Raw genomic sequence first — 7,320 nt, 5'->3', positions numbered from 1 at the left:
GGGGTTTGTGTTTGGTCAACCCCCCCCCCCACCCCCTCGCCCCTTTGTTGTGGGGGGGGGGGGGGGGTTTCCCACCCCCCCCCCCCCCCCACGACAGCTGCGGCAGGCTGCTCAGGCCGTGACGCCGTCGGCTTCCGCCGCCTTCGCCACCGCGGCCGCCACCTCGGGGGCGACACGCGGGTCGAGCGGCGACGGGACGATGCGGTCCGGGCCCAGGTCGTCGGTCGCGACCGAGACGATCGCCTCGGCGGCCGCCAGCTTCATGTTCTCCGTGATCGCCCGCGCGCCGGAGTCGAGCGCGCCGCGGAAGACGCCGGGGAACGCCAGCACGTTGTTGATCTGGTTCGGGAAGTCGCTGCGCCCGGTGGCCACGATCGACGCGTAGCGCGCGGCGACGTCCGGGTGCACCTCCGGGTCCGGGTTGGACAGCGCGAACACGATGCCGCCGCCCGCCATCCGGCCCAGCAGCGACTCGTCGATCGTCGCGCCGGACAGGCCGAGGAACACGTCCGCGCCTTCGAGCGCCTCGGCGAGGCCGCCGCGGAGACCCGCCTTGTTCGTCGTCGAAGCCAGCCGCTGCTTGATCGGGTTCAGGCCGTCCCGGTCCGTGTGGATGATGCCGCGCGAGTCGAGCACGGTGACGTCGCCGATGCCGGCCTCCTGCAGGATCCGCGCGCAGGCGACCCCCGCCGCGCCGGCGCCGGAGACGACCACGCGCTGGTCGGCGATCGCCCGGTCGAGGACCAGGTTGGCGCCGCGCAGCGCGGCCAGCGTGACGATCGCCGTGCCGTGCTGGTCGTCGTGCATGACCGGGCAGTCGAGCGCCTCCTTGAGCTTGTCCTCCAGCTCGAAGCACCGCGGCGCGGAGACGTCCTCGAGGTTGACCGCGCCGAAGGACGGCCGCAGCCGCACCAGCGTCTCGACGATCTCGTCGACGTCGGTGGTGTCCAGCACCAGCGGGATCGAGTCGAGGCCGCCGAAGGTCTTGAAGAGCACCGACTTGCCCTCCATGACCGGCAGCGACGCGCTCGCGCCGATGTCACCCAGGCCGAGCACGGCCGTCCCGTCGCTCACAACGACGACGAGCCGGTCCGCCCACGTGTACCGCTTGGCCTTCGCGGCGTCCTCGGCGATGGCGCGGCTCACCTTCGCCACCCCGGGGGTGTACGCGATCGAAAGGTCACGCGGGCTGGAAATCGGCCGGGTGGCCGCCACCGAGAGCTTGCCGCCCTCGTGCCCGGTGAAGATCTCTTCGTCGGTGACCGGCGCGACGGCGCCGGTGGGGTCGCTCATGGGGTTTCCTGTCGTCGGTTCCGTGATTCCTCCAGTAGGAATGACGGAACTCGCGCTATGGACGTGGGTCACTGGAATTACTCCTGGGCCTGCGAGCGGGGGACCACAACAGCGGGAGCGAAGGCGCACCCAACTGACGGGCTGACTCCTCCGGCACGGCAGCCCAGCGCGGTAGCGCCGGCCTGTCGGCGAGGCGTCACGTCGGCCATCGGTGCCGTGGGTCTGGCGATGGCCGCGGACGCGGCGGTCCAATCATTGTGACAGGTCCGCCCGCGCGGTGGACCCCTCGGTGCGGTTGATGTCACACCGGCGCGTATTTCCGGCAATTCCCAAGACGTCTGTCCGGTTTTTATGGCACCGGATAAGCTGGGGCCATGCAATTCCGCCGGCTGAACATCCCGGACGCCTACGTGTTCTCCCCCCGGGTCTTCCCCGACGACCGTGGCCACTTCCTCGCCCCCTTCCAGGAGGACGTCTTCCGCGAGGCGGCCGGCCACCCGCTGCGGCTGGGCCAGTCCAACGAGAGCGTGTCCCGCCGCGGCACCATCCGCGGGATCCACTTCGCCGACACGCCGCCCGGCCAGGGCAAGTACGTCTACTGCCCGCGCGGGTCGTTCCTCGACGTCATCGTCGACCTCCGCGTCGGCTCACCGGCGTTCGGCTCCTGGGACAGCGTCCTCGTCGACTCCCGCGAGCACCGCGCCGTCTACCTCGCCGAGGGCCTCGGCCACGGCATCTTCGCCCTCGAGGACGACACGGTGATGGCGTACCTCTGCTCGGAGCCGTACAACCCGGGCGGCGAGCACGGGATCACCCCGCTCGACCCCACGCTGGGCCTGCCCTGGCCCACGGACATCGAGCCGGTCCTGTCGGACAAGGACCGCGCCGCGCCCACGCTGGCCGAAGCCCGCGAGCAGGGCCTGCTCCCGCTGTACGAAGACTGCGTCGCCTACTACGACAAGCTGCGTTCGGCGCACTGATCATCGCCGAGCTGCGCGAACTTCGTGCTTGCGGATTTAGTAAGCGCGCATATAGTCTGCTCGCATGACACTTTTCGAGTACGAGCACACCGAGACGTCCACCGCACCCGCGGCCGCGATCTGGCCGCTCTGGGCCGACACCGCCCGCTGGCCGGAGTGGGACGCGGGCGTCCGCTCGGTGGTCGTCGACGGCCCCTTCGCCGCCGGCACGAGCGGCACCATGACGATGGACGGCCTGCCGCCGATCCCGTTCACGCTGACCGAGGTCACCGAGGGCCGGAGCTTCACCGACGAGACCCGGCTGCCGGACGCGCACCTGCGGTTCGAGCACGTCCTGACCGAGGTCGACAGCGGCACGCGGATCACCTACCGCGTCACGGTCGACGGGCCCGAGGGCTTCGGCGAGCAGGTGACGGAAGACACCCCGGACGCCATGCGCGCGCTGGCCCGCCTGGCCGAGACGACCCATGCGGCATCCTCGCGGGTATGACCGCCCCGGAGTCCCGCCTGCCCGGCCCCGAGCGCAGCCCCGGCTTCCTGCTGTGGCGCGTGACGCTGGCCTGGCAGCGGGCGATGCGGGCCGCGCTGGCCCCGCACGACCTCACGCACGTCCAGTTCGTGCTGCTCACGACGACGTGGTGGCTCACCCGCTCGGGTGAGCCACCCACCCAGCGGCAGCTGGCCGAGCAGGCCGGGACCGACACGATGATGACCAGCCAGGTCGTCCGCAAGCTCGCCGAACGCGGCCTGCTCGCCCGCACCGACGACCCCGCGGACGCCCGCGCGAAGCGCCTCGAAGTCACCGAAGCGGGCCTGGCCCTGGTCGCGAAGGCGCTGAAGGACGTCGAAGCCGCCGACGCCGAGTTCTTCGCCCCCACCGACGACGGTTTTGTCGGCTCGCTGGCGAAGCTCAGCCCCTGAAGTCCTCGGCGAGCACCCGCTCGATATTGCGCTCGGCCAGCGCCGTGATCGTCACGAACGGGTTGACGCCGGTGCTGCCCGGGATGAGCGAGCCGTCCGTGACGTACAGGTTCGGGTAGCCCTTGACGCGGCCGTAGCCGTCGGTCGCCTCGCCGAGCACCAGCCCGCCCAGCGGGTGGTAGGTGAAGCGGTTTTCGAACGGGCGGGTGTCGCCGAAGAGGTCGTGGCGGTAGATCGTCCTGTTCGCCCGGTTGACCTTGTCGAACAGCGCCTTGGCGGCGTCGATCGACGGCTGGCCCTGCGACGCCGTCCAGCGCAGCTTCGCCGAGTCGCTCGCGGCGTCGTAGGTGAAGTGCCCGCGTTCGGGGTTCTTCGTGATCGCCAGGTAGAGGCTGACCCACGTCTCGATCCCGGCGGGCACCGGTGCGATCTCGGCGAACGCCGGATGCGCCGGGTCGGCCCAGTTGTCGATGCCGAGCGCGGGCATGCCGGACTGCAGGCTGCCGGTGGTGTCCCAGACGTGGTTGGCGCGGCCGCACATGACATTGCCGTTGGTACCCCACCCCTGCCCGACGGCCTCGGGCAGCTCCGGCAGCCGCCCGGTGTCGCGGGCGCGCACCAGCAGCTCCGTCGAGCCGAGGCTGCCCGCGCCGAGGAACAGGTGCTTCGTGGTGACGTGCCGGGTCGCGAGCACCGTGCCGCGCTCGTCGCTTTCGCGCACGACCAGCGTGTACGCGCCGTCGGGCTGGTGGATGATCTCGCGGACCTCGTGCAGCGTCTTGATGGTCACCCGGCCGGTGCCGAGCGCGGCGGCGAGGTAGGACTTGTCGAGCGAGCGCTTGCCGTGGTTGTTGCCGTAGATGACCTCGGACGCGTCGGCCGAGCGCGGGACCGTGCCCGCTTCTTCCCGCCGCAGGTAGTCCATGTCGTACACGCTGGGCACGAACACCGTGCCGAACCCGGCCTTGCGCGCGGCCTTCCGCGAGACGCGGGCGTACTGGTACGACCGGCACGTCTCGAACCACCGCGGGTCGACGACGTTGACACCGAGCGCGGCGTTCGCCCGCGGGAAGTACTTGCCGTACATCTCGGCGGCGTCGACCGACGGCAGGATCTCCTCGAAGTAGGACCGCTTCGGCGTCACCGCCATCGCGCCGTTGACCAGGGAGCCGCCGCCGACCCCGCGACCGAGGTACACCGCCATGTCGCCGTAGTTCACGCGGTCGAGGACACCGGCGAAGCGCCCGATGTCGCGGTTGGCCAGGTCGAGCCAGAGGAACGACGCGAGCGGCGCCTCGGTGCGGTCCTTGAACCACATCGCGCGCTCGTCCGGGGTGAGCATCGGGCAGAAGACCTTGCCGTCGGCGCCCGGGGTGGTCCACAGCCTGCCCATTTCGAGCATCAGCGTCGGCACGCCGGCCTCGCCGAGCCGCAACGCCGTGACGGCGGCGCCGTAGCCGGTGCCGACGACCACCGCCGGGGAGTACTCCGGCAGCGGCTCGGCGGTCGCGGGCCGCGTCGAGACGGTGGTCAGCCCGAGGGCGGCGGCGGAGTTGAGGGCGGCGAGGCCGAGGAACCGGCGGCGGGAGAAGGCAGACATGCGCCGATCATGACCCAGCTCAGTGAACAGTGTTAACTAATCAGAACGTGTTTCACCCGGTCGAGGGAAATTTCGGGTCTTCCCCTGGGGGCGATCCCGGATGTCCGCGCCGCGCGGTGCGAGCAAGCTCACCCGCATGAAACTTCTCGCACTGGGGGTGGCCGCGGTCGCCGTGGCCGCACTGGGGGTCGCGCCCGGGACGGCGTCCGCCGACGAGCTGCCGACGTTCGATTTCGCGGACTGCCCGGCACCGCCGTCGAACGCCGACCCGGGCACGTGGCGCTGCGAAGCCTTTGTCTCCCAAGGAAAACTGACGATCGGCGGCCGGGAGATCCCGCTCGGCGAGCTGCGGCTGACGTTCGGCGAGGGCCGCGTGAACGGCCAGTACGCCCAGGCCTTCGGGGCCCTGCGGCACGCGCCGGTGCGCGTCCCCGGCCTGGCGGGCGCGACGATCCAGCTGCGGTACGGCGGTTTTTCGGACTTCCAGAGCAACAACGAGCGGCGCGGCGAGCTCGACGTCTACGCCGTGCTGCGGCACCCGTTGCTGCGCAAGGACTGCAGCATCGGGACCGCCGCGAAGCCGCTGCACACCGTCGTCCACGACGACCCGGCGGTGCCGCCCACGGTGATCTCGCAGGACCCGCCGACGTTCCACTTCGGCGTGGTCGACCCGGACCTGAAGCTGCCCGCGACGCAGGGCTGCGGCGCGCTCGGCCGGCTCGCCGACCGGCAGCTGGGCCTGCCGTCGCCGGCAGGCGAGAACACGTTCCACCAGACGACGTATGTGCAGTACAAGCCGCTCTAACGCTTCTTCGGCGTCACCCAGATGGTGATCGTCCCGGTGACCACGGCCCGGCCGTTCGTGTCCGAAATGGTCACCGGGACCGGGAGCTCGAAGCCTTCGTCGCCGAACTCCGGCAGCTCCGGCACCGACGCGACCGCGCGCAGGCTCGTCTCCGCCTTCGCGACGTACTCGACGGTCATGCCCTTCGGCAGCCAGCGGTGCGTCGGCGGGACGGTCGCTTCGGCGAGCATGCCCATCGCGATCTCGGCGAGGTTGCAGGCCGCGATCGCGTGGAACGTGCCGATGTGGTTGTGAACACCCCACCACTTCGGAGCACTGACCTCGCAGTACCCGGGCCGCAGCTCGCGCACCGAGGGCAGCACCGTGCGGAAGTACGGCACGCGCAGGCACATCGCGGCGCTGAACAGCTGTTTCCCGCCCGGCTTCGCGGCCAGCTTGTGCCACAGCGCGAACGTCGGCGTCTCGGACATGCGGTTCTCCTCCAGCTAAGCTACTGCTCAGTAGCTAAGCAGACGCCCGGCCGCCCGGCAAACCCCCGGATATATTCGCCCCTGTGGCGAACCGTCTCTTCCTCCTCCGGCACGGCCAGACCGAATGGTCGGTGAACGGACGGCACACCGGCCGCACCGACATCCCCCTCACCCCCGCCGGCGAAGGCCAGGCGCTCGCCGCCGGCGGCACGCTCCGGAGCCTGCTCGGCGGCCCGTCGCTGGTGCTGTCGAGCCCGCGCGCGCGAGCGCTGCGGACGGCCGCGCTGGCCGGGCTGCGCGTCGACGACGTCACCGAGGACCTCGCCGAGTGGGACTACGGCGAGTACGAGGGCATCACCACCCCGCAGATCCGGGAGACCGTGCCGGGCTGGACAGTGTGGACACACCCGATCCCCGGCGGCGAAAGCGCTTCGGACGTCTCGGCCCGCGCGGACCGCGTCCTCGAGCGCGCCCGCCGTGACACCGAAGCCGGCGACGTGATCCTGGTCGGGCACGGGCACTTCAGCCGGGTCATGGTGGCCCGCTGGGTCGGCCTGCCCGCCACCGCCGGTGTCCACTTCGGCCTGGACGCGGCCGGCATCGCGGTGCTCGGCGACGAACGCGGCGAACCCCAGATCGAACACCTCAACCTGCCGCCCGCCCTGGAGGACTGACCGTGCCCGACAACCGCATCCGCCGGATCCGCCCCGACGACGTCGAGGCCGCCGTCGGCCTGGCCTACGCGCTGGCCGAGTACGAACGCGCCCCGGACGACTGCCACCTGACCACCGAGCAGCTGCACGAGGCACTGTTCGGCGACGCGCCGAAGGTGTTCGGCCACGTCGCCGAGGTGGACGGCGAGATCGCCGGCTTCACGATCTGGTTCCTCAACTTCTCGACGTGGCGGGGGGTGCACGGGATCTACCTGGAGGACCTGTTCGTCCTCCCCGCCCACCGCGGCTCCGGCCTGGGCAAGGCACTGCTGGCAGCTTTGGCGGCCGAGTGCGTCGCGAACGGCTACGCGCGGCTCGAGTGGTCGGTCCTGGACTGGAACCCGGCAACGGAGTTCTACAAGGCCCTCGGCGCGGTCCCGATGGACGAGTGGACGGTCAACCGCCTCACCGACGCGCCCCTGCAGGCCCTGGCCGCCCAGGCGTAACCCCAGCGCGGGGGGGGGGGGGGGGGGGGGGGGGGGGGGGGCCGACAACCACAACCAGAGGGGGGCGGCTTTTTGTTGCTTACTTTTTATTC

The 7,320-nt window shown here is 71.1% G+C and carries 9 protein-coding genes; 6 read left to right on the top strand and 3 right to left on the bottom strand.

Features of this window, described 5'->3' with window-relative positions:
• Window positions 1-111: 111 nt before the first annotated feature.
• Window positions 112-1,293, bottom strand: coding sequence for an NAD(P)-dependent malic enzyme (locus ACZ63E_RS13535; RefSeq protein WP_465336229.1), 1,182 nt, complete (start codon window positions 1,291-1,293; stop codon window positions 112-114).
• A gap of 374 nt (window positions 1,294-1,667) precedes the next feature.
• On the opposite strand from ACZ63E_RS13535, the gene ACZ63E_RS13530 reads away from it, so the two are divergent.
• The 3 genes from ACZ63E_RS13530 (at window position 1,668) to ACZ63E_RS13520 (ending at window position 3,194) form a co-directional block, all read left to right on the top strand.
• Window positions 1,668-2,273 carry a dTDP-4-dehydrorhamnose 3,5-epimerase family protein gene (locus ACZ63E_RS13530; protein ID WP_465336228.1) on the top strand — a complete coding sequence of 202 codons (606 nt, stop codon included), beginning with the start codon at window positions 1,668-1,670 and terminating at the stop codon, window positions 2,271-2,273.
• Window positions 2,274-2,337: 64 nt separating this feature from the next.
• Window positions 2,338-2,763: an SRPBCC family protein gene (locus tag ACZ63E_RS13525; RefSeq protein WP_465336227.1), complete on the top strand. Its 426-nt coding sequence runs from the start codon at window positions 2,338-2,340 to the stop codon at window positions 2,761-2,763.
• A complete protein-coding gene (locus ACZ63E_RS13520; RefSeq protein WP_465336226.1) occupies window positions 2,760-3,194 on the top strand; it encodes a MarR family winged helix-turn-helix transcriptional regulator in 435 nt (144 codons plus the stop codon). The genes ACZ63E_RS13525 and ACZ63E_RS13520 overlap by 4 nt, the downstream gene beginning before the upstream one ends.
• Here ACZ63E_RS13520 and ACZ63E_RS13515 read toward each other — a convergent pair.
• Complete coding sequence (locus ACZ63E_RS13515) at window positions 3,184-4,794, bottom strand: GMC oxidoreductase (RefSeq protein WP_465336225.1); 1,611 nt, start codon at window positions 4,792-4,794, stop codon at window positions 3,184-3,186. The genes ACZ63E_RS13520 and ACZ63E_RS13515 overlap by 11 nt on opposite strands.
• A 136-nt stretch (window positions 4,795-4,930) precedes the next feature.
• Here ACZ63E_RS13515 and ACZ63E_RS13510 point away from each other — a divergent pair, with 136 nt between their 5' ends.
• Window positions 4,931-5,599: a hypothetical protein gene (locus ACZ63E_RS13510; protein ID WP_465336224.1), complete on the top strand. Its 669-nt coding sequence runs from the start codon at window positions 4,931-4,933 to the stop codon at window positions 5,597-5,599.
• Here ACZ63E_RS13510 and ACZ63E_RS13505 read toward each other — a convergent pair.
• Window positions 5,596-6,069: a hotdog fold domain-containing protein gene (locus tag ACZ63E_RS13505; RefSeq protein ID WP_465336223.1), complete on the bottom strand. Its 474-nt coding sequence runs from the start codon at window positions 6,067-6,069 to the stop codon at window positions 5,596-5,598. The two genes, ACZ63E_RS13510 and ACZ63E_RS13505, sit on opposite strands and share 4 nt — an antisense overlap.
• An 83-nt stretch (window positions 6,070-6,152) precedes the next feature.
• On the opposite strand from ACZ63E_RS13505, the gene ACZ63E_RS13500 reads away from it, so the two are divergent.
• Together ACZ63E_RS13500 and ACZ63E_RS13495 are read left to right on the top strand one after the other, a co-directional pair.
• Window positions 6,153-6,743 (top strand): acid phosphatase, encoded by a 591-nt coding sequence (locus ACZ63E_RS13500; protein WP_465336222.1) that lies wholly within the window; start codon window positions 6,153-6,155, stop codon window positions 6,741-6,743.
• 2 nt (window positions 6,744-6,745) lie between these two features.
• A complete protein-coding gene (locus ACZ63E_RS13495) occupies window positions 6,746-7,228 on the top strand; it encodes a GNAT family N-acetyltransferase (RefSeq protein WP_465336221.1) in 483 nt (160 codons plus the stop codon).
• Window positions 7,229-7,320 lie beyond the last annotated feature (92 nt).

Source organism: Amycolatopsis sp. NPDC104819 (genome assembly GCF_055583145.1).
Note: the sequence above shows the minus strand (reverse complement) of the source record. Positions and strands in the feature narration are given on the sequence as shown.

Excerpts from the sequence above, each read along its gene's own strand:
- ACZ63E_RS13515 (WP_465336225.1), bottom strand. The coding sequence starts at position 4,794 with ATGTCTGCCTTCTCCCGCCGCCGGTTCCTCGGCCTCGCCGCCCTCAAC.
- ACZ63E_RS13520 (WP_465336226.1), top strand. The coding sequence starts at position 2,760 with ATGACCGCCCCGGAGTCCCGCCTGCCCGGCCCCGAGCGCAGCCCCGGC.
- ACZ63E_RS13510 (WP_465336224.1), top strand. The coding sequence starts at position 4,931 with ATGAAACTTCTCGCACTGGGGGTGGCCGCGGTCGCCGTGGCCGCACTG.
- ACZ63E_RS13530 (WP_465336228.1), top strand. The coding sequence starts at position 1,668 with ATGCAATTCCGCCGGCTGAACATCCCGGACGCCTACGTGTTCTCCCCC.
- ACZ63E_RS13525 (WP_465336227.1), top strand. The coding sequence starts at position 2,338 with ATGACACTTTTCGAGTACGAGCACACCGAGACGTCCACCGCACCCGCG.
- ACZ63E_RS13535 (WP_465336229.1), bottom strand. The coding sequence starts at position 1,293 with ATGAGCGACCCCACCGGCGCCGTCGCGCCGGTCACCGACGAAGAGATC.
- ACZ63E_RS13505 (WP_465336223.1), bottom strand. The coding sequence starts at position 6,069 with ATGTCCGAGACGCCGACGTTCGCGCTGTGGCACAAGCTGGCCGCGAAG.